The following is a 17130-nucleotide window of genomic DNA, read 5'->3' as shown; positions in this document are numbered from 1 at the left end:
AGGGAAGCGGGGCCACTGGAAGTGAAGTGTTAATGGCTTGGGCGCCATGGTAGTCGCCCGCCAGGACAGCAGAGCTCCGCAATGCCCGATACGCCCTACATTCCGAAAGGCCCGGCGCGGGCCGATGCTCCGCGCGCCGGCAGGCGGGAGGGGAACGGCAGCCGCTCCGACGAGCGTCGTCGCGACGCCGCCACCATCGCCCGGCTCAAGGCCGAACTCGCGGCACAGGCGGCGCTGATCGCCAGCCAGGAAGTTTCGCTGGCGCACAGCCGCAAGATCTTCGACCGCGCCTCGGTGGCCGCGCGCCTCGGCGTGTGGGAGTGTAGTCTGCCCGACGTGCAGCTGCAGTGGACCGACGTGGTCTACGACCTGTTCGACCTGCCGCGCGGCTCAGCGCTCGATCGCGCGGAGATCGTCAAGTGCTATCCCGCGGAGTCGCGCAAGGCGCTGGAGACGATGCGCAGCCGGGCGATCGAAGAGCGCAGCGGCTTCACCCTCGACGCCGAGATCACCACTTTCGCCGGGCGCAGCCGCTGGATCCGCATCACCGCGACCGTCGAGTGTGAGGACGGCGTGCCCGTGCGCATCTTCGGCATCAAGCAGGACATCACCGAGGAGAAGAGCCAGTCGGACCGGATGCGCCATCTGGCCGAATTCGACGCCATGACCGGACTTGCCAACCGCGGCCGGTTCCAGGCGCGGCTCGCCCATACGGACGAGGGCCGCCCGCTCGGCGCGCTGCTGTTGATCGACCTCGACGGCTTCAAGGCGGTCAACGACACGTTCGGCCATGTCGTCGGCGACGAGTGCCTGAAGACGGCGGCGCAGCGGCTTGCCGATGTCTGCGGCGAGGCGGATCTGGTGGCGCGCGTCGGCGGCGACGAGTTCGCGGTGCTGCTTGGAGCGCATCTCGATCGTGGCGCTGTCTCCGGCCTGGCGCGCCGCATCATCGAGGCGATGGGCAAGCCGGTCGCTGCGGGCGGCCAGTCGCTCAAGCTCGGCGCCTCGGTCGGCATCGCCTTCGCCGCTACAGGCGCGCCGTGCGACCTGTTCCTGCAGGCCGACACCGCGCTCTATGCCGCCAAGGCGGCGGGCCGCAATACCTTCCGTATTTTCAAGACCGAAGCCGGCGTGAAAGGCCGCAGCGCCGCGGCTTGAGGCCGGTCGTCGGGCCTTGTCCATCGGGCCGGCTCATCTCTCTCCAATGCGTGCCGTGGTGCTTATCTTCATTTGGCATGCGGGGCGTTCGTGAAAGGGTGCTATGGAAGCGGCGCGGAAGTCATTGTTCCGGCTTCTTCCCGACATCCGAGGTCATTTTCGTGCGTCAACCGTCGCTGCTGCCTGTCTTTGGAAAACTTGGTGTCAAGGCACCTGTCGCCTTCGTGGCGGCGCCGGTGCGGTCGGCGGGCGTCGTGCCGCGCCTGCGAAAGCTGCTGGCCGCGCATGGCGGCATGGTGTTGAAGCTGTCGGTCATCGCCTGGACGGTGCTGATCCTGGGCGCGGTGTTCTTCATGATGCAGGGCTGAGGCAAGCCAGCATGGCCAATCGCTACACACTGCGCATGGAGCTTCCCCAGAGCTGGACCATTGTCGATGTCTTCACCGGCCAGCCGGCCGTGGTCAGGCAAAAAGTAATGGTCGGCATGAGCCCTCGCGAGGCCGAGGACATGGTCGTGCAAATGAATGTCCGCGACGTCAGGCGTCGGGAGAGGGCGGAGCGCAAGGATTGAACGTTCCGTCTGCCGGCTCGGAGCGAGGGCCAAGACCCCGCCGCGCCAAAACCAGAGGATTCCCGTGAGAGCGAGCCTGAAGCAAAAGATACTGGAAGTCTGCGACCGCAAGATTTCCGAGAAAGGGCCTGCCGTCGGCGTGTCGTTCTATGCGTTTTTCGCCAACAGGAATGACGACCCCGAACTGCTGATGGAAGCAGCCGAATGGTGGATCAGAACCCACCGCCTCGACCATTTCGAAAAGGCCGAGAAGATACGGAAGATGGTCGAGGACATGGACTCTTAGTCTTCGTTTCCATGCATGTCGTTGTCTCAAAACCGAGACCACTCCTGAGCGACATGCACTATAGGCTGATCAGCCGAAGTCGGCGGCCGTCAGCACATACATGCTCTTGCGGGTGCGGTCATAGGCCTTGGACGCCACGTCGCGGATGGCGCTGCTCTCGGTGTCGAACGTAGCGAGGTAACCGGCCTCGTTGGCCGCGGTCGCCGGCTGCATCCTGGTCATGGCGTCGGCTGCGACGGAAAAGGAAATCTGGAACATGCCGTCGTGGCCGACGAAACGGATGCGCTTGCCGGCTTCGTCATAGCTGCGGCTGCGGTTGGGGAATGTCAGGCTCATGTCTTGACCTCCGTTGCGGCCACCTTCTTGACCGCGCGCTTCTTCTTCGGCGTCGGGTTCAGGGCTTCCGCGACGCGATCTGCCTCTTCCTTGGCCAGCCGCAATTCCCTGAGCCTTGCGGTCTTGATCTCCCTGGCCCTGGCTTCGGATATGTACTCAGCGGTTGCCTTGTTGCGCTCCGCCGTTTTCTTCTGCTTGTCGACAAAGCGGGCTTCAGCTTTTTCCATGATCGTCTGATTGCCTTCGGCCATCGAAGAAATCTCCCTTGTGCTTGAAATCGTGAAAGTGAACTTGTCCGATAAATAGGTGCTCGATCGGCAAAATTCAATCTTTTGAAATATTTGACTTGGTTCCGATATCACGAAACGACAGGCCGAAATAATACTTTTGAATATTTAATTCCGCCCGCGAACAATTTTTTGGCACTCCTATCTATCGAGTGCCAAAGCGCCTATATGAGAGACGCGGCCGCCTATGCCGGCCCCAGAAAGAAGTTCTCATGAAGTTTCGGCCACTCCACGATCGCGTCGTCATCCGGCGCGCCGAAGGCGATATCAAATCCAAGGGCGGCATCATCATCCCCGACAATGCCAAGGAAAAGCCGCAAGAAGGTGAAGTCATCGCCGTTGGGCCTGGCGCACGCGACGAAAATGGCGCGCTTGTTCCGCTCGACGTCAAGGCCGGCGACACCATCCTGTTCGGCAAATGGTCGGGCACCGAGGTCAAGATCGACGGCGAGGACCTTCTGATCATGAAGGAAGCCGACATCATGGGCGTCATCGAGAAGACCGTGGCCGCCAAGAAAGCTGCCTGACCTCACTCCCTCTGAACGAACTGGATAAAAAATGTCTGCCAAGGAAATCAAATTCTCCACCGATGCTCGCGACCGCATGCTGCGCGGCGTCGAGATCCTCACCAATGCGGTGAAGGTCACACTCGGCCCCAAGGGCCGCAACGTCATCATCGACAAGGCCTATGGCGCGCCGCGCATCACCAAGGACGGCGTCACCGTCGCCAAGGAAATCGAGCTTGCCGACAAGTTCGAGAACATGGGCGCGCAGATGGTGCGCGAAGTGGCCTCGAAGACCAACGACCTCGCCGGTGACGGCACCACCACCGCCACGGTGCTGGCCGCCTCGATCCTGCGCGAAGGCGCCAAGCTGGTCGCCGCCGGCATGAACCCGATGGACCTCAAGCGCGGCATCGACCAGGCCGTCGCCGCCGTCGTCGGGGAAATCAAGGCCAAGGCCAAGAAGGTCAAGTCGTCGGCCGAGATCGCCCAGGTCGGCACCATCGCCGCCAATGGCGACGCCACCGTCGGCGAGATGATCGCCAAGGCGATGGACAAGGTCGGCAATGACGGCGTCATCACTGTCGAGGAAGCCAAGACCGCCGAGACCGAACTCGACGTCGTCGAGGGCATGCAGTTCGACCGCGGCTATCTCTCACCCTATTTCGTCACCAATACCGACAAGATGCGCGTCGAACTGGAAGAGCCTTACGTGCTCATCCACGAGAAGAAGCTCGGCAATCTGCAGGCGATGCTGCCGATCCTCGAGGCGGTCGTCCAGAACGGCAGGCCGCTGCTGATCATTTCGGAAGACGTCGAAGGCGAGGCTCTGGCCACGCTGGTCGTCAACAAGCTGCGCGGCGGCCTCAAGGTCGCGGCGGTCAAGGCGCCCGGCTTCGGCGATCGCCGCAAGGCGATGCTGGAAGACATCGCCGTGCTCACCGCCGGCCAGATGATTTCCGAGGATCTCGGCATCAAGCTCGAAAACGTCACCATCGAGATGCTCGGCCGCGCCAAGCGCGTGCTGATCGAGAAGGACACCACCACGATCATCGACGGCGCCGGCACCAAGGCGACCATCCAGGCGCGCGTCGCGCAGATCAAGGGCCAGATCGAGGAGACCACCTCCGACTACGACAAGGAAAAGCTGCAGGAGCGGCTGGCCAAGCTCTCCGGCGGCGTTGCCGTCATTCGTGTCGGCGGCGTCACCGAGTCGGAAGTCAAGGAAAAGAAGGACCGCATCGACGACGCGCTGAACGCCACGCGCGCGGCGGTTGAAGAAGGCATCGTGCCCGGCGGCGGCGTGGCTCTGCTGCGTGCCAGGTCGGCGCTTGCCGGACTGACCGGCGCCAATGACGATGTCACTGCCGGCATCTCCATCGTGCTTCGCGCGCTGGAAGCCCCGATCCGCCAGATCGCCGAGAATTCCGGCGTCGAAGGTTCGATCGTCGTCGGCAAGCTCACCGACAGCAAGGACCACAATCAGGGCTTCGACGCCCAGAACGAGACCTATGTCGACATGATCAAGGCGGGCATCGTCGATCCGGCAAAGGTGGTGCGCACCGCACTGCAGGACGCCGGCTCGATCGCCGCGCTTCTGATCACCGCCGAAGCCATGATCACCGACATTCCGGCCAAGGACGCAGCGCCTGCGGGCGGTAATGGCGGCGGCATGGGCGGCTACTAATATTCAGCTGATGCCGGTCTGCAAACGGCTGATTCCTGCGCTTCCGGTGCTCACGTACCCAAAGTACGCTCCGCTCCGGTTCTCGGTATCAGCCGTTTTCGACTCGGCCTGACCTGAATCTACGCCGGTTCTAGGAGCCGGGATTACCGCCGGGGGATTTCTCCCGGCGCGCAGGCCTCTAGCCCAGGAGACGGATCCATGATCACGTTCGTGCGGAAGCCAGAAACGGTCGTCACGACCGAAAAAACCGAGGAAAGCCGCTTCGACCGCATCCGCAGGATTGCCGCCGACAAGCATCGGAAATCCGATTCCGACACGGCCAGTCCGCCAAAGGGCGAACCCAAGCGTCCGATGTAGGCGCTGACGGCGCTGCCGTGTTCAGAGCGCGACTTCGGACCGCCGGAAACAGTTGGCCGCGTGATCGTTGACGATGCCGACCGCCTGCATCCAGGCATAGACGATGGTCGGGCCGACGAATTTGAAGCCGCGTCGCTTCATTTCCTTGGAAATCCGTTCGGACAGGGGTGATGACGCGATCCAGCCATGGCCGTCGCTTGCGACCACCTTGCCATCGGTGAAGGACCAGCAGAAGTCGGCGAAGCTCTCGCCGCGCTGCGCCGTCTCGCGGAAGATCTGGGCGCCACGGATCGTCGCTTCGATCTTGGCGCGGGCGCGGATGATGCCGGGATCGGCCATCAGGCGCTCGATATCGGCCGCGCCGAAGCGCGCGACCTTCTCCGGATCGAAGCCGGCGAAGGCGGCACGAAAGGCGTCGCGTTTCCTGAGCACGATGATCCAGGCGAGACCAGCCTGGAACCCTTCCAGCATCAGCATTTCCCACAGCATGCGGGCATCGCGTTGCGGAACGCCCCATTCCTCGTCGTGATAGGCGCGCATCAGCGGATCGCCCTCGGCCCAGCCACAGCGATGATGTGCATGATTGTCCATCGTGGTTCTCCGTCACACGATACTGTGGCGGACCGGCGCCACGGTCCAGTCCACGGTGCGCTGGTCGATCATGGTATGCACCGGCGATTGCCCCATCTCGGTCATGATGCCGCCCGCCGCGTTGCGGCCGGCCTCGGCCGAGGCCCAGATCAGCACGTCGACGATGGTGCCATCGTCGCGTTCGGCGATCCGGCGGGACAGGAAGCCCGGCTGACGCCGCAGCCAGGCGTCGATATCGGCATTGGCGGCGACGAATTCCGCGCAGGAGCGGCCGTTGAGCCTGAAGGTCGTCACTTCGATTGCCTCTGTCATGTCATCTCTCCATTGGCAGGGGTTCATGAGGATCAGCCTTGCGCCGTCGGGCGCACGATCAGTTCGTTGATGTCGACGCCGTCCGGCTGGCTGATGGCAAAGCCGATCGCCTCGGCAATCGCGCCGGCCGGGATGGAGGCCCGATCGACCATGGCGCGGGCTCCAGCCTTGATCTCGGGATTGGCGATGCCGTCAAACAGCTCGGTGCGGGTGAGACCAGGGCTGACGACCGTCACGCGCAGATCCCTGCTTTCCTGTCGAAGCCCTTCCGAGAGCGCCCGTACCGCGAATTTGGTGGCGCTGTATACGGCGGCTGTCGGGTCGACCCGGTGCCCGGAGACAGATGCGACGTTGATGATGTGGCCGGACTTCTGTTCGGCCATGATCGGCAGCACGGCGGCAATGCCATTGAGAACGCCGCGCAAATTGACATCGATCATCCGGTTCCATTCGTCGACGCGCAATTCGGCCATGAACGACAAAGGCATAACGCCGGCATTGTTCACCAGCACGTCGACCCGGCCGTAGCACTCACGGGCGGCCGCGACGAAGGCCTTGACGCTGTCGAGGTCGGTCACGTCAAGCTGCCGGGAATGCGCCTGGCCGCCGGCCTGCCCGATGTCCCGCGCGACAGCGGCAATCCGGTCGGTCCGCCGGGCGCCAAGCACGATCCTGTGGCCGCTTGCCGCGAGGTGGCGGGCCGTGGCCTCGCCGATGCCGCTGCTGGCGCCGGTGATGAGCACGACCTTGCTGGTTCGGGTCGATGGATCGGTGATCGGTGAACTGGTCATGGAAGGCTCCGCCTGTGATGATCGGGAGCACGCTCCCGCTGGCGGCGTTATGCGACGGAGCGAACGTGGAGCGTTATCGCGATCCTGCAAGATTCATGCACGATCCTGCAAAGCTTGATTGCCGCGGCTGGCCGGACTTGCAGGATCGGATATGATCGCCCCATGATTGTTTCGAAGATACCAGGTGCCTTTTGACGATCGCGCAAGATCCATATGGGGAGATGGCGTCGATCATCGCCCGGTTCACGGCGGGGGACGAAGAGCGCGCAACGGCGATCGACAATCTGTTCCTCAGCCGGCGATCGGCGACCGACAAAAGCGTCCACACCGCGCAATGGCCCTGCTTTGCGCTCGTCGTACAGGGCGCCAAGAGCCTCACGCTCGGCTCGCATGTTCACTGCTATGGCGTTGGCGACTATCTGGTGGTCTCGCTCGACCTGCCGGTCGTGTCCCGCGTGACCGAGGCGAGCCCCGAGGCACCGAACCTGGGGCTGGGCATGCGGATCGAGCCGGATCGGCTGAAGGAGCTGTTCGGCCGGATCAGCACGGCGCCGGTCGTCCCTCACGACATGCGGGCGGTGGCCGTCAACAGGGCGCCACCAGACCTGCTGGATGCGGTCGTGCGGCTGCTGCGCCTGCTTGACCGACCACAGGATATTGCCGCGATGGCGCCGCTGATCGAGCAGGAGATCCTCTACCGCGTGGCGACCGGCCCCTTTGGTCCTGCCCTGCTTCAGATCGCCACGATCGAGACGCCGACAAACCGGATTGCCCAGGCAATCGCCTGGCTGCGGCAGAATTTCACGCGGCCGCTGCGCATCGAGGAACTGGCGCAGCATGTCGGCATGAGCACGTCCTCGCTGCATCATCATTTCAAGGCAGTCACGGCGATGACGCCAATGCAGTATCAAAAGCAGCTGCGCCTGCACGAAGCGCGGCGCCTGATGCTGACGGAGCGCCTGGATGTCGGCTCGGCCGGCTACAGCGTCGGCTACCAGAGCCCGTCGCAATTCAGCCGCGAATACAGCCGGCTCTACGGCCGGCCGCCACTGCGCGATGTCGCGGGATTTAGGGAGCCGGCGGGCGGGGCCTGAGGTTAAGGCTCGCGGCCGCCGCGCTACTTTCCACTCAGCCTCAGCACCACGTCGCGCGTCAGCGGCGCGAGCTGGATGTCATGGGCCGAGGCGGGGTCCAGCCAGATCATCTCCTCGATCTCGGCCGCCGCTGCCAGCTGGCTCTCGATCGGCTGTGCGGCAAAAGTGAGGGCGAACAACTCCGCCTCGACCGTGCTGTCAGGCTCATTGGCCGCCTTGGCCGAGAACAGGCCCAGCCGGGAAGCCGTGCCCGGGTCGATCAGCAGCCCAAGCTCCTCGCGCAATTCGCGCACCAGGGCATCGACCGGCTCCTCGTCCGACTCGATCTTGCCGCCGGGCTGCATGAAGGCGCTGGTGCCGCGCTTGCGCACCAGCAGCAATCTGCCCGATGCATCGGCGATGACGGCGGCGGCAATCCGGATCTTGCGGCTTTCGGAGTGGATGGGATTCACGCTAGTATCGTCCCGTGGTCGTTTGGTGCAGGGCTTGCCGAGTTTGACAGCTTGTCGAAGCAACCGCGATTCTGAGTACGGAGACAAGCCATGTTTGCGGCCAAGGCCATCGATACCACTGACAAGGCCGCGTTCTATCGCGACCTCGCCACGCAACTGAAGGCGCTGCTCGAGGGCGAGCGCGACTCGATTGCCAACGCCGCCAACACCGCCGCGCTGATCTTCCAGATGGTGCCGGACCTCAACTGGGCCGGCTTCTATTTCCTGGCCTCCGACGAGGAACTGGTGCTGGGGCCGTTCCAGGGCAAGCCGGCCTGCGTGCGCATCGCCGTCGGCAAGGGCGTGTGCGGAACGGCGGTCGAACTCGGCACCTCGATGCTGATCAAGGACGTGCATGATTTTCCCGGCCACATCGCCTGCGATGCCGACTCGCGCTCGGAGCTGGTCGTGCTGCTCGAAGACGATGACGGCGTCTTCGGCGTGCTCGACCTCGACAGCCCGCTGCCCGGCCGTTTCGACAAGGCCGACCAGGCCGGCATAGAGACGCTGGCGGCGATCTATGTCGCGGCGAGTTCCTTCGAGGATTGATCAGCCTACAAGCTTCACCAGCATCAGGCTGAAGCCGCCGATGAACAGGAAGGCCGAGAAGGCGAGCGCCAGCGGGCGCAGGCCACGCGAGCGCAGCTGCGAAATATCGGCCTGCAGGCCCATGGCGGCCAGCCCCATGGTCAGCATGATGGTGGTGGCGAGCGCCATCGCCGACTTCACTTCGGCCGGCACCGTGATCAGGCTGTTCAGCGCCACGACGGCGACGAAAGCGGCGACGAACCACGGCATAGCCGGCCGCGCCCCAGCTTGATCGCTTGCCTGATCGCTGCTCTTGCGGCGCGCCATCAGGCCGAGCGCGATGACCATCGGCGCCAGCATGGCGACGCGGGTGAGCTTGGCGACGGCGGCAATCTCGCCGGACTGGGTGCCGTTCTGGAAGCCGGCGCCGATGACTTGTGCCACTTCATGGATCGAGGCGCCGGCCCACAGGCCGAAAGCGTGCTGGTCGAGCCCCAGCACCGGTGCCAGCAGGGGGAAGCCGAGCATGGCGACGGTGCCGAACAGCGTGATCGAGGCGACTGCGTAGGTGACGTCCTCGTCGCGCGCGTCGGTGACGATGTTGGTGGCGACGATGGCCGAGGCGCCGCAGATCGAGGTGCCGGCGGCGATCAGCTGCGCCAGCTTGGCGTCGACGCCAATCAGCCGACCGAGCGTGATGGTGAAGACGAAGGTGGCGCCGAGCGTCAGTGCAACAATGCCGACGCCGCTGGCGCCGATCGCCACCACCTGGCCAAGCGTCAGCTGGAAACCGAGCAGCACGATGGCGAAGCGCAAGAGCCGGCGCTGCGAAAAGGCGATGCCGGCCCTGGCGTGGGCGGGCGTGCCGAGCACGTTGGAATGGATCATGCCGGCGACGACGGCGAGGATCATCGGGCTGAACAGAGCGAAGCCGGAAACATTGCGGGCCGAGAAGGCGACCCCCGTGATCATCGCGACCAGCACGATGCCGGGGATGATCCCATTCCATACCGAATTCAGGCGCTTCCGGCGTCCGGCCAGATCGGCGGAAATCAGGCTTTTGGGAATATCGTTCGCGATGTGGGTGAAGGAAGACAATGCAAATGCTCCAAGCGGGTAGGCTGGAGGAATGCCATTCCTGAACCGATCTTTCCAACGAATTGTTATGGTTGGAATGATCGATTTTTACGAACGATTGCCACCGTGTGGAGTCACTTTCTAAGTCGGCGCTGCCCCTCATCGCCCTGCCGGGCACTTCTCCCCGTATAGTGACGGGGAGAAGTGGCTGGCCGCAACGACGGCGCCCTTCTTGCAACGCTGATGATTGGCGAAATCATCGATGAGAGCGTTCCCTCTCCCCGTCAGTATACGGGGAGAGGATGGCGGCAGCCAGGTGAGGGGCGGCGCGAACGCCCGGACTGGTGGGCGAACTCAAGGCCGAGCGCGCTGCGTCAGCCCTGAAAATCAGCGCGCCCTGCGCCTCGATGCCGGGGATTTGCAGGCGCTTCTGGGCGACATGCATTAAAGCTGCGCTTCGATGGCCGCCTTGTCGATGACCGACCAGACATGCCTGATCCTGCCATCGAGAAATTCATAGAAAACGTTCTCGCTGAAGGAGACTTTCCTGCCGTTGACGGGCAGGCCAAGGAAATTTCCCGTTGGCGTGCAGTTGAACTGAAGGCGGCTGGCTATGAACGGCGTATCGGAGATCAGCAGCTGGATGTCGAAATAGAGGTCGGGAATCTCCTGAAAGTCCCGTTCCAGCATCTTGCGGTATCCGGCCAGTCCGATCCGGTCGCCATTGTAGTGCACCTCGTCATGAACGAACCGGTGGAGGTTTCGCCAGTCCTGATTGTTGAGGCAAGCGATATAGCCGAGATAGGTGTCGGTAAGATCGGGGTCGGTCACGGCGATTGCTCCGGTGCGTCCGCAAGATCACGTTCAGCAGGAAGATAGAACACTCCCAGATGCAGTCCAGATGGACCGCGCTCTGGAGCCTGTTCCATCCGGAAAGAATCGAGATCTTGCTCTATCTGTTTGTTTGAGCACAATCTTTTCCGTAAACCGGGTTCCGCTTTTCGGCCCTAGCCGCGATAGCGCAAGGCGTCGACCAGCAGCGAGAAGGCGGGCGTCGCCTGGCGGCGGCTGGGGTAATAGAGGTGGTAGCCGGCGAAGGGCGCGCACCAGTCGGCAAGCACCCGCACCAGCCGGCCGTCGGCCAGGCAGGTCGTCACCTGGTCCTCGGGCAGATAGGCGAGACCCAATCCGGCAAGGGGCGTGCCCGAGTGGCGGTCGTGTCTCAGCTTGGAATCTGGCTTTCCGCGAACTCGCGTCTCGCGGCGGTGAAAACCTCGCGGGCGGCGTCCGCATTCATGGCGGCGATTGCAAGGCCGATGACAATGTCCGGCCAGGCCGAGTTCCACACAAATGCCGTGAACAAGCCGGCGGCGATGATTGCCACATTCGCCAGGACATCGTTGCGCGCCGACAGGAACGCCGCGTGGGTGAGGCTGCCGCTGTGATGGCGATAGCGAGCGAGCATGAGCGCGCATGACAGGTTGACGAGGATCGCGCCCGCGGCGGTCAGCGTCAGCGGAACGGGCGCCGGCGGAATTGGAATGTTGAACTTCTCCCAGGCCGTCCAAAGGGTCGCCAAAGCCGGAACTAGAAGTACCCCCGCCAGCGCCATTCCGAGCCGTGCTCGATTGCGGATGGTCCAGCCCAGCGCGACCATGATCAGCAGGTTGACGGATGCATCCTCGAGAAAATCGATGCTGTCCGCGAACAGCGATACCGATCCGATCCAGACGGCTACGGCAAACTCGATTCCGAAATAGCCAAGGTTCAGGATGGCGACCATCCGCACCGTCTTGTTCAGCGTCCCGGTCATTTTTTTCCATCGATCAATTGCCGTCACGGCAAGGCATATATAGCGATTCCATGCTCAGCGGACCTGAAGGCCAGAACCGCATCGCCGATATGGGACATTTCCGATCGAGCGGCCGTCTTGACAGCGCCGCTACTCCTGTTCCAGCTTGGCGCCATGTTCGTCCTTGCGCCAGCCAACACCAAGCGACGCCGTTCCCGCACAGTGCGGAGCGGCAAGCTGATCGCGCGACGACAAAGACTGGCACGATAGATCCGGTTCGTTCGTTTCCCAGCCCCGCCCGCGACATCCGCCGGCGGGGTTTTCTATGTCTGGAGCATTGTGATGACCATCGATACTTCCATCCGGCTTCGGCCGGCCGAACCGGCTGACGCCGCAGCCATCAGAGACATCGTGCGTGCCGCCTATGCGAAGTGGGTGCCGGTGATCGGCCGCGAGCCGCTGCCGATGCGTGCCGACTACGACAAGGCCGTTGCCGAGCATTCGTTCGATCTCGCCATCGAGGAGGGCCGCATGGTCGGGGTGATCGAAACCATGCTGGCCGACGATCATCTCTGGATCGAGAATGTCTGCGTCGCGCCGCTGGCGCAGGGCAGGGGCATCGGCCGGCTGCTGCTGGAACAGGCCGAGCGCAGGGCCGCGGAAGCCAGCCGGTCCGAGCTTCGGCTGCTGACCAATGGCGCCTTCGAGAGCAATGTGTCGCTGTACAAACGGCACGGCTATGTGATCGACCGCGAAGAGCCGTTCATGGGCGGCGTGACGGTCTATATGAGCAAGAAACTGGCGCAATAGCCGGTAATCGGAAGAGCGGAACCCGATAATGACTGCCAGGATCAGATTGAAGCAACTTCCCAGGCTTTACGCGATTTCGCGGCTTGAGAGGGGCGACGCCATTCCGGGTTGGGCGGACGGGCCCGGCTTCGTCAGCATCACCAGGACCGACGACGAACTTTCGATCGTCTGCCTGCAGGATCGCGTGCCGGATGCCGTCAGGCAGGACGGCGACTGGGTCGCCTTCAAATTCGAAGGGCCGTTTGCCTTCGGCGAAACCGGTATCGTGCTGTCGGTCATCAGGCCATTGTCGGAAAACGGGTTGGGCATCGTCGTGGTGTCCACTTTCGATGGCGACCATCTCCTGGTGAAAGCGACGGATCAGGCCGCCGTGAGGCGGCTTCTGGCCGAGGCTGGACATACGTTGCTGTAGTCCATCCTCACCAGGCCAGGTGCTGGCCCCCTGGCTCAATGACTGGCGCGCTGGCTCAACCACTTCGGGGGTTGCGTTTGACAGTGCCGTTTGCGCATCGTTATTTCTAGCCACATATGACGGTCGGCACGGCCACGCGGCGCACCCCCAAGGGAGAAACCATGTCACACAATCTGCAGTTCTATATCGATGGCGCGTGGGTCGATCCTGTCGTGCCCAACACGCTCGATGTCATCGATCCGTCGAACGAAGACGCCTTTGCGCAGATCTCGCTTGGCTCCAAGGCCGATGTCGACAAGGCGGTGGCCGCCGCCAAGCGCGCCTTCAACACGTTCGGTTTCACGTCGGTCGAAGAGCGGCTCGATATCCTGAATCGCGTCATCGAGGTCTACAAGAAGCGCAGCGCCGATCTGGCGCTGGCCGTGTCGCGCGAGATGGGCGCGCCGCGCCAGTTCGCGCTCGACAGCCAAGTCGGTGTTGGGCTGGCGCATCTGCAGAAGATGGCGGAAGTGCTGAAGTCGTTCCAGTTCCGTCACGTCAAGGGCTCGTCGCTGATCGTCAAGGAGCCGATCGGCGTCGTCGGCCTGATCACGCCGTGGAACTGGCCGCTGAACCAGATCACCTGCAAGGTGGGTCCGGCGCTTGCCGCCGGCTGCACCATGGTGCTGAAGCCGTCCGAGATCGCGCCGCTCGACGCCATCATCTTCGCCGAGATCATCGACGAGGCCGGCGTGCCGAAGGGCGTGTTCAACCTCGTCAACGGCGACGGCCCGGGTGTCGGCCAGGCGCTGTCCAGCCACCCCGACATCGACATGATGTCGTTCACCGGCTCGACGCGGGCCGGCATCCTGGTGGCCAAGGCCGCCGCCGACACGGTCAAGCGCGTGCACCAGGAGCTTGGCGGAAAATCGGCCAACATCCTGTTCCCGGATGTCGATCTCGCCACCGCCGTCACCAAGGGCGTCGCCGGCTGCTTCGGCAACAGCGGCCAGTCCTGCAACGCGCCGACGCGCATGTTCGTGCCGCGCGACCGTCACGACGAGGCGGCTGGCTATGCCAAGGCAGCGGCGGAAAAGTTCACTGTCGGTCCCGCTGACGCGGCCAGCACCAGGCTCGGCCCGGTGGTCAGCCAGGTCCAGTTCGACAAGATCCAGGACCTGATCCAGAGCGGCATCGACGAAGGCGCCACGCTGGTGACGGGTGGTCCCGGCCGGCCGGCCGAACTCAACCGCGGCTACTACATCCGGCCGACGGTGTTCGCCGACGTCACGCACGACATGCGCATCGCGCGCGAGGAGATCTTCGGGCCGGTGCTGGCGATCATGCCCTATGACACGGTCGAACAGGCGGTCGAGCAGGCCAACGACACCGTCTACGGCCTGGCCTCCTACATCCAGGCCAAGGACATCCACAAGGCGCGCGACGTGGCGGCGCGCATGCGCTCCGGCAATGTCTACATCAACTACCCGACCTGGGACGCCGGCCTGCCGTTCGGCGGCTACAAGCAATCGGGCAACGGCCGCGAATACGCCGAATACGGGCTCGAGGATTTCCTCGAGATCAAGGGCATCGCGGGGTATGAGGCGGCGGAGTAGGCACGACGCGCCGTCCGTTCGACACGGCACTCGACCTGTTGGAGCCGGAATCATTGCGAGGTCGGCGCCGCCCCTCATCGCCCTGCCGGGCACTTCTCCCCGTATAGTGACGGGGAGAAGGGGGCTAGCCGCAACGCCGGTGCCTTTTCTTGCGACGCTGGTGATTGGCGAAACCGGCGATGACAGCGCCCCTCTCCCCGTCACTACGGGGAGAGGATGCCGGCAGGCAGGTGAGGGGCGGCACTGGGCCCGGCGATTGGCAGCCCCCCCTCACAAGTTCGGAATTTTCATTGATCTGAAAGCCGTTGCCCTACGACCCCATCCTTGCCATTTGGCAAACACATGCTATATCTCTGCCAATAGCGAGGGAGCAAAATGCAGCTTCAGCCCATAGTCACCACACCGTCCACGGTTGGCAGCGTCATCACCGACGACGAGGCGGGCGCGCTGGCGCGCACCACCGTCAACCTGTTCAAGGCCTGGAATCTGACCGATAGCGAGGCCTGCATCCTGCTCGGCGGCATGTCGGCGCGCACCTGGGCACGTTGGAAGACTGGCGCGCGCTGGAAGGAAGGCGGCATCGGCCGGATCGATCGCGACCTGCGCACCCGCATGGCGCACCTGATGGGCATCCACAAAGGCCTGCGCTATCTCTTCACCGATCCGGCGCGCGGCTACGCCTGGATCCGCAAGCCGAATGCCACCTTCGGCGGGCAATCGGCCCTCGACCTGATGCTGCGCGGCGAAATCGCCGATCTCGCCGCGATGCGAGAATGGCTCGATGCGGAGCGTGGTGCATGGTGAGTGGGCTTGCGGTCCGTCGCCGCGTCGACTGGCACCAGACCTTCCGCATCATCCGCTCCATCCATCCCCCGATCGACCTCTTCGAGGACATTGCCGACCCGCGTGACTGGGAGGCGCTGGCGGCCGTCGAGGAGAAGACGAACCCACGCATCCGGCTCGAACTCGGCGACCTCGGCAAGGTGCCGGCCGCAAGGCGGGTTTCCGGCCCCGGCGCCAGCTTCGTGATGGCACCCTTCGTGCATTGTTCGACGCTGCGGCCGGGCCGGTTCTCGGATGGCAGCTACGGGATCTATTATGCCGGCGACAGCGAGGAGGTGGCGCTGGCCGAAACCATCCACCACCATCAGAAATTCATGCGCGCCACCAACGAGGATGCGGGCTGGACGGCGGATTTCCGCGTGCTGATCGGCAGCGTCGACCGCGACCTCGACGACGTGAACGCGGTGCCCGGCGTGCTCGATCCCGACGACTACACCGCCTCGCAGGCGGAAGGGCGCGCCCTGCGGGCCGCCGGCAGCGACGGGCTGGTGTGGAACAGCGTGCGCAGGCGGGGCGGGGGCTGCATCGGCATCTTCTGGCCGGACGTGATCACCGTTCCGGTCCAGGGCAGGCATTACAGCTACCACTGGGACGGCGCCCGCGTGGATTTCGTGCGCCAGCACGATACGGGAAAGGTGCTGGCGGTCGTATAGTGGCAGGCGAGGGCGCTGCCTCCAGATCGCTTTACAGATCACAGGGAAGGCGGTATCTAGAAATCCATAAATCCAAGGATTCGGATATATGGATAAGAAAGACACGTTGAACGCGCTGGCCGCGCTTGGCCAGGAGACGCGGCTGGATGTCTTCCGGCTGCTCGTGCGCGCCGGTCCGGAAGGCATTGCGGCGGGCGAGATCGCCACAAGGCTGGATACGGTCCAGAACACCATGTCGGCGCATTTGAAGGTGCTGGCCCATGCCGGGCTGATTCGCCCCGAACGCGACGGCCGCATCGTGCGCTATGTCGCCGACATGACCGGCTTCCGCGACCTGTTGGCCTATCTGATGGAAGATTGCTGCAACGGTGCGCCGGAGCTCTGCCGTCCCGTCATCAATGCCGTGACCTGTGACTGTTAATCTTGTGTGGGAGCAATCGCCAATGAGCAATCCGACATTCAACGTGCTGTTTCTGTGCACCGGCAATTCGGCCCGGTCGATCCTTGCCGAAGCGATCCTGAACCGTGTCGGCGCCGGAAAGTTCAAGGCCTATTCGGCCGGATCGCAGCCGAAAGGCGAGGTGCATCCCTACGCGCTGCAATTGCTGAAAAGCCTCAACTACGACTCGTCTTTCGCCCGCTCGAAGAGCTGGGAAGAGTTCGCGGTTCCCGGCGCGCCGGAGATGAACTTCGTCTTCACGGTCTGCGACAACGCCGCCAACGAGTCCTGTCCAATCTGGCCGGGGCAGCCGATGACGGCACATTGGGGCATTCCCGATCCCGCTGCCGCCGAAGGCACGGACGCCGAAAAGCATCTCGCCTTCGCCGAAGCCTACCGCATGCTCAACAACCGGATCTCGACCTTCGTCAGTCTGCCGGTGAACATGGTCGACAAGCTCGCCTTGCAGAAGCGGCTGGACGAGATCGGCCGCAACCTGCCGAAGGCCGGCTGAGTC

25 protein-coding genes and 1 pseudogene are annotated in these 17130 nt (G+C 63.7%); 16 read left to right on the top strand and 10 right to left on the bottom strand.

Annotated elements, in window-relative coordinates; translation table 11 throughout:
• Window positions 1–81 precede the first annotated feature (81 nt).
• The 4 genes from BLS48_RS28250 to BLS48_RS28235 all read left to right on the top strand — a co-directional run bounded on the left by BLS48_RS28250 (window position 82) and on the right by BLS48_RS28235 (window position 2015).
• Window positions 82–1158, top strand: coding sequence for a diguanylate cyclase domain-containing protein (locus BLS48_RS28250; protein WP_091584992.1), 1077 nt, complete (start codon window positions 82–84; stop codon window positions 1156–1158).
• A gap of 161 nt (window positions 1159–1319) precedes the next feature.
• On the top strand, window positions 1320–1526 hold the full coding sequence (locus BLS48_RS28245; RefSeq protein ID WP_091585043.1) for a hypothetical protein: 207 nt from the start codon (window positions 1320–1322) through the stop codon (window positions 1524–1526).
• 11 nt (window positions 1527–1537) lie between these two features.
• The gene (locus BLS48_RS28240) at window positions 1538–1729 is read left to right on the top strand and encodes a hypothetical protein (RefSeq protein WP_091584990.1); all 192 of its coding nucleotides are present in this window, start codon (window positions 1538–1540) and stop codon (window positions 1727–1729) included.
• A gap of 64 nt (window positions 1730–1793) precedes the next feature.
• Complete coding sequence (locus BLS48_RS28235) at window positions 1794–2015, top strand: DUF6500 family protein (RefSeq protein WP_091584988.1); 222 nt, start codon at window positions 1794–1796, stop codon at window positions 2013–2015.
• Window positions 2016–2084: 69 nt separating this feature from the next.
• Here the strand turns inward: BLS48_RS28235 and BLS48_RS28230 are convergent, their stop codons facing one another.
• A complete protein-coding gene (locus tag BLS48_RS28230) occupies window positions 2085–2351 on the bottom strand; it encodes a DUF1488 family protein (protein ID WP_027044354.1) in 267 nt (88 codons plus the stop codon).
• On the bottom strand, window positions 2348–2602 hold the full coding sequence (locus BLS48_RS28225) for a hypothetical protein (protein WP_091584986.1): 255 nt from the start codon (window positions 2600–2602) through the stop codon (window positions 2348–2350). Before BLS48_RS28225 ends, BLS48_RS28230 begins: the two co-directional genes overlap by 4 nt.
• A gap of 248 nt (window positions 2603–2850) precedes the next feature.
• On the opposite strand from BLS48_RS28225, the gene BLS48_RS28220 reads away from it, so the two are divergent.
• From BLS48_RS28220 to BLS48_RS35790, 3 genes are all read left to right on the top strand, one after another.
• On the top strand, window positions 2851–3165 hold the full coding sequence (locus BLS48_RS28220; RefSeq protein WP_091584984.1) for a co-chaperone GroES: 315 nt from the start codon (window positions 2851–2853) through the stop codon (window positions 3163–3165).
• Between the two features lie 31 nt (window positions 3166–3196).
• Window positions 3197–4828 (top strand): chaperonin GroEL, encoded by a 1632-nt coding sequence (gene groL, locus BLS48_RS28215; RefSeq protein WP_091584982.1) that lies wholly within the window; start codon window positions 3197–3199, stop codon window positions 4826–4828.
• Between the two features lie 198 nt (window positions 4829–5026).
• Window positions 5027–5185, top strand: coding sequence for a hypothetical protein (locus tag BLS48_RS35790; protein ID WP_167365270.1), 159 nt, complete (start codon window positions 5027–5029; stop codon window positions 5183–5185).
• Window positions 5186–5206: 21 nt separating this feature from the next.
• Here the strand turns inward: BLS48_RS35790 and BLS48_RS28210 are convergent, their stop codons facing one another.
• From BLS48_RS28210 to BLS48_RS28200, 3 genes are read right to left on the bottom strand one after another with little or no spacing between them, the layout of a single operon-like run.
• Entirely contained in the window at window positions 5207–5776 is a 570-nt protein-coding gene (locus tag BLS48_RS28210) for a DNA-3-methyladenine glycosylase I (RefSeq protein WP_091584980.1), read from the bottom strand.
• Between the two features lie 12 nt (window positions 5777–5788).
• The gene (locus tag BLS48_RS28205; RefSeq protein ID WP_091584977.1) at window positions 5789–6088 is read right to left on the bottom strand and encodes a hypothetical protein; all 300 of its coding nucleotides are present in this window, start codon (window positions 6086–6088) and stop codon (window positions 5789–5791) included.
• 32 nt (window positions 6089–6120) lie between these two features.
• On the bottom strand, window positions 6121–6879 hold the full coding sequence (locus BLS48_RS28200; protein ID WP_091584975.1) for an SDR family oxidoreductase: 759 nt from the start codon (window positions 6877–6879) through the stop codon (window positions 6121–6123).
• Window positions 6880–7070: 191 nt separating this feature from the next.
• Between BLS48_RS28200 and BLS48_RS28195 the strand changes: the two genes are divergently transcribed.
• Window positions 7071–7973, top strand: coding sequence for an AraC family transcriptional regulator (locus tag BLS48_RS28195; protein WP_091584973.1), 903 nt, complete (start codon window positions 7071–7073; stop codon window positions 7971–7973).
• 23 nt (window positions 7974–7996) lie between these two features.
• Here BLS48_RS28195 and BLS48_RS28190 read toward each other — a convergent pair whose 3' ends face one another.
• A complete protein-coding gene (locus BLS48_RS28190; RefSeq protein ID WP_091584971.1) occupies window positions 7997–8425 on the bottom strand; it encodes an NUDIX hydrolase in 429 nt (142 codons plus the stop codon).
• A gap of 90 nt (window positions 8426–8515) precedes the next feature.
• Between BLS48_RS28190 and BLS48_RS28185 the strand changes: the two genes are divergently transcribed.
• A complete protein-coding gene (locus tag BLS48_RS28185; RefSeq protein ID WP_091584969.1) occupies window positions 8516–9013 on the top strand; it encodes a GAF domain-containing protein in 498 nt (165 codons plus the stop codon).
• Here BLS48_RS28185 and BLS48_RS28180 read toward each other — a convergent pair whose 3' ends face one another.
• From BLS48_RS28180 to BLS48_RS28160, 4 genes and pseudogenes are all read right to left on the bottom strand, one after another.
• The gene (locus BLS48_RS28180) at window positions 9014–10090 is read right to left on the bottom strand and encodes a YeiH family protein (protein ID WP_091584967.1); all 1077 of its coding nucleotides are present in this window, start codon (window positions 10088–10090) and stop codon (window positions 9014–9016) included.
• Between the two features lie 423 nt (window positions 10091–10513).
• Window positions 10514–10900, bottom strand: a complete 387-nt coding sequence (locus tag BLS48_RS28170) for an ester cyclase (protein WP_091584963.1) — start codon at window positions 10898–10900, stop codon at window positions 10514–10516.
• 176 nt (window positions 10901–11076) lie between these two features.
• Window positions 11077–11265 (bottom strand): annotated as a pseudogene (locus tag BLS48_RS28165) (LysR substrate-binding domain-containing protein); the annotation flags it as partial.
• 26 nt (window positions 11266–11291) lie between these two features.
• A complete protein-coding gene (locus BLS48_RS28160; protein ID WP_091584961.1) occupies window positions 11292–11882 on the bottom strand; it encodes a cation efflux transmembrane domain-containing protein in 591 nt (196 codons plus the stop codon).
• Window positions 11883–12203: 321 nt separating this feature from the next.
• Here BLS48_RS28160 and BLS48_RS28155 point away from each other — a divergent pair, with 321 nt between their 5' ends.
• The 7 genes from BLS48_RS28155 (at window position 12204) to BLS48_RS28120 (ending at window position 17127) form a co-directional block, all read left to right on the top strand.
• Window positions 12204–12671: a GNAT family N-acetyltransferase gene (locus BLS48_RS28155; RefSeq protein ID WP_091584959.1), complete on the top strand. Its 468-nt coding sequence runs from the start codon at window positions 12204–12206 to the stop codon at window positions 12669–12671.
• Window positions 12672–12699: 28 nt separating this feature from the next.
• On the top strand, window positions 12700–13083 hold the full coding sequence (locus BLS48_RS28150) for an ACT domain-containing protein (protein WP_091584957.1): 384 nt from the start codon (window positions 12700–12702) through the stop codon (window positions 13081–13083).
• Window positions 13084–13244: 161 nt separating this feature from the next.
• Window positions 13245–14678, top strand: coding sequence for an aldehyde dehydrogenase family protein (locus BLS48_RS28145; protein ID WP_091585041.1), 1434 nt, complete (start codon window positions 13245–13247; stop codon window positions 14676–14678).
• A gap of 375 nt (window positions 14679–15053) precedes the next feature.
• Window positions 15054–15482 (top strand): MbcA/ParS/Xre antitoxin family protein, encoded by a 429-nt coding sequence (locus tag BLS48_RS28135; RefSeq protein ID WP_091584955.1) that lies wholly within the window; start codon window positions 15054–15056, stop codon window positions 15480–15482.
• Window positions 15476–16174, top strand: a complete 699-nt coding sequence (locus tag BLS48_RS28130; protein ID WP_091584953.1) for an RES family NAD+ phosphorylase — start codon at window positions 15476–15478, stop codon at window positions 16172–16174. Before BLS48_RS28135 ends, BLS48_RS28130 begins: the two co-directional genes overlap by 7 nt.
• An 88-nt stretch (window positions 16175–16262) precedes the next feature.
• Window positions 16263–16595 (top strand): ArsR/SmtB family transcription factor, encoded by a 333-nt coding sequence (locus tag BLS48_RS28125; RefSeq protein WP_091584951.1) that lies wholly within the window; start codon window positions 16263–16265, stop codon window positions 16593–16595.
• 22 nt (window positions 16596–16617) lie between these two features.
• The gene (locus BLS48_RS28120) at window positions 16618–17127 is read left to right on the top strand and encodes an arsenate reductase ArsC (protein WP_091584949.1); all 510 of its coding nucleotides are present in this window, start codon (window positions 16618–16620) and stop codon (window positions 17125–17127) included.
• Window positions 17128–17130 lie beyond the last annotated feature (3 nt).

Origin of the sequence: Mesorhizobium qingshengii (genome assembly GCF_900103325.1) — a bacterium.
Classification (GTDB): domain Bacteria; phylum Pseudomonadota; class Alphaproteobacteria; order Rhizobiales; family Rhizobiaceae; genus Mesorhizobium; species Mesorhizobium qingshengii.
Note: the sequence above shows the minus strand (reverse complement) of the source record. Positions and strands in the feature narration are given on the sequence as shown.

Coding starts and splice junctions, on each gene's coding strand:
- BLS48_RS28250 (WP_091584992.1), top strand. CDS start 82: ATGCCCGATACGCCCTACATTCCGAAAGGCCCGGCGCGGGCCGATGCT.
- BLS48_RS28240 (WP_091584990.1), top strand. CDS start 1,538: ATGGCCAATCGCTACACACTGCGCATGGAGCTTCCCCAGAGCTGGACC.
- BLS48_RS28230 (WP_027044354.1), bottom strand. CDS start 2,351: ATGAGCCTGACATTCCCCAACCGCAGCCGCAGCTATGACGAAGCCGGC.
- BLS48_RS28225 (WP_091584986.1), bottom strand. CDS start 2,602: ATGGCCGAAGGCAATCAGACGATCATGGAAAAAGCTGAAGCCCGCTTT.
- BLS48_RS28220 (WP_091584984.1), top strand. CDS start 2,851: ATGAAGTTTCGGCCACTCCACGATCGCGTCGTCATCCGGCGCGCCGAA.
- groL (WP_091584982.1), top strand. CDS start 3,197: ATGTCTGCCAAGGAAATCAAATTCTCCACCGATGCTCGCGACCGCATG.
- BLS48_RS35790 (WP_167365270.1), top strand. CDS start 5,027: ATGATCACGTTCGTGCGGAAGCCAGAAACGGTCGTCACGACCGAAAAA.
- BLS48_RS28210 (WP_091584980.1), bottom strand. CDS start 5,776: ATGGACAATCATGCACATCATCGCTGTGGCTGGGCCGAGGGCGATCCG.
- BLS48_RS28205 (WP_091584977.1), bottom strand. CDS start 6,088: ATGACAGAGGCAATCGAAGTGACGACCTTCAGGCTCAACGGCCGCTCC.
- BLS48_RS28200 (WP_091584975.1), bottom strand. CDS start 6,879: ATGACCAGTTCACCGATCACCGATCCATCGACCCGAACCAGCAAGGTC.
- BLS48_RS28185 (WP_091584969.1), top strand. CDS start 8,516: ATGTTTGCGGCCAAGGCCATCGATACCACTGACAAGGCCGCGTTCTAT.
- BLS48_RS28160 (WP_091584961.1), bottom strand. CDS start 11,882: ATGACCGGGACGCTGAACAAGACGGTGCGGATGGTCGCCATCCTGAAC.
- BLS48_RS28155 (WP_091584959.1), top strand. CDS start 12,204: ATGACCATCGATACTTCCATCCGGCTTCGGCCGGCCGAACCGGCTGAC.
- BLS48_RS28150 (WP_091584957.1), top strand. CDS start 12,700: ATGACTGCCAGGATCAGATTGAAGCAACTTCCCAGGCTTTACGCGATT.
- BLS48_RS28145 (WP_091585041.1), top strand. CDS start 13,245: ATGTCACACAATCTGCAGTTCTATATCGATGGCGCGTGGGTCGATCCT.
- BLS48_RS28135 (WP_091584955.1), top strand. CDS start 15,054: ATGCAGCTTCAGCCCATAGTCACCACACCGTCCACGGTTGGCAGCGTC.
- BLS48_RS28130 (WP_091584953.1), top strand. CDS start 15,476: ATGGTGAGTGGGCTTGCGGTCCGTCGCCGCGTCGACTGGCACCAGACC.
- BLS48_RS28125 (WP_091584951.1), top strand. CDS start 16,263: ATGGATAAGAAAGACACGTTGAACGCGCTGGCCGCGCTTGGCCAGGAG.
- BLS48_RS28120 (WP_091584949.1), top strand. CDS start 16,618: ATGAGCAATCCGACATTCAACGTGCTGTTTCTGTGCACCGGCAATTCG.